Source organism: Brachybacterium sp. AOP42-C2-15, assembly GCF_052377065.1.
Lineage (GTDB): Bacteria > Actinomycetota > Actinomycetes > Actinomycetales > Dermabacteraceae > Brachybacterium.
In genome coordinates this window covers 1-621 of the sequence record NZ_JBQSWK010000118.1, presented here as the reverse complement: position 1 = coordinate 621, position 621 = coordinate 1, and the positions used below count along the sequence as shown (strand labels likewise).

Here is a 621-nt window from a genome sequence, read left to right as displayed (position 1 = left end):
TGGGAGAACGCGAGGCGTCCGAAGCCGTGCAAGCTGGAAACGCACGATGACCTGCGGAGCATCGTGCAGGAGAAGCTGATGGCGGATTGGTCGCCGCAGCAGATCGCGGCATGGCTCCGACTGACTCCGGCTTCAGCACAGGGAGTACGGATCTCGCACGAGGCTATCTACCGGACCCTCTACATCAGCTCGCGCCTGTCGCTCCCCTCGACGCTGAAGACGCATCTGCGGTCGGGGCGCGGCATGCGCACCTCGAGGAAAGCGCGTCGTACCGGGCACGGGCGGGGCCGGCTGCGGAACATGGTCTCTATCCATGATCGACCAGAGCAGATCGAGACCCGGACCGAGGTAGGGCATTGGGAAGGGGACCTCGTCATGGGGCGACGCCCCAGCGCCGTGGCAACCCTCGTGGAACGCACCACCAGGATCGTTCGCCTCGTCAAGCTCGATGGCATCAAGGGCCCAGACGTCCGCGCCGCGCTCGTCCAGAACCTCCGCGGCATGCCGAAATCACTGTTGAGGTCGATCACTTGGGATCGAGGTCGAGAGATGTCAGAGCACGAACAACTCGCCCACGACCTCGGCATCCACGTCTACTTCTGCGATCCTCGCTCACCGTGG

1 protein-coding gene is annotated in these 621 nt (G+C 64.4%); it reads left to right on the top strand.

Annotated elements, in window-relative coordinates:
- Positions 1–621, top strand: a 621-nt coding sequence (locus tag ACT3SQ_RS19295) for an IS30 family transposase (RefSeq protein WP_444601627.1), incomplete at both ends; no start/stop codon positions are given.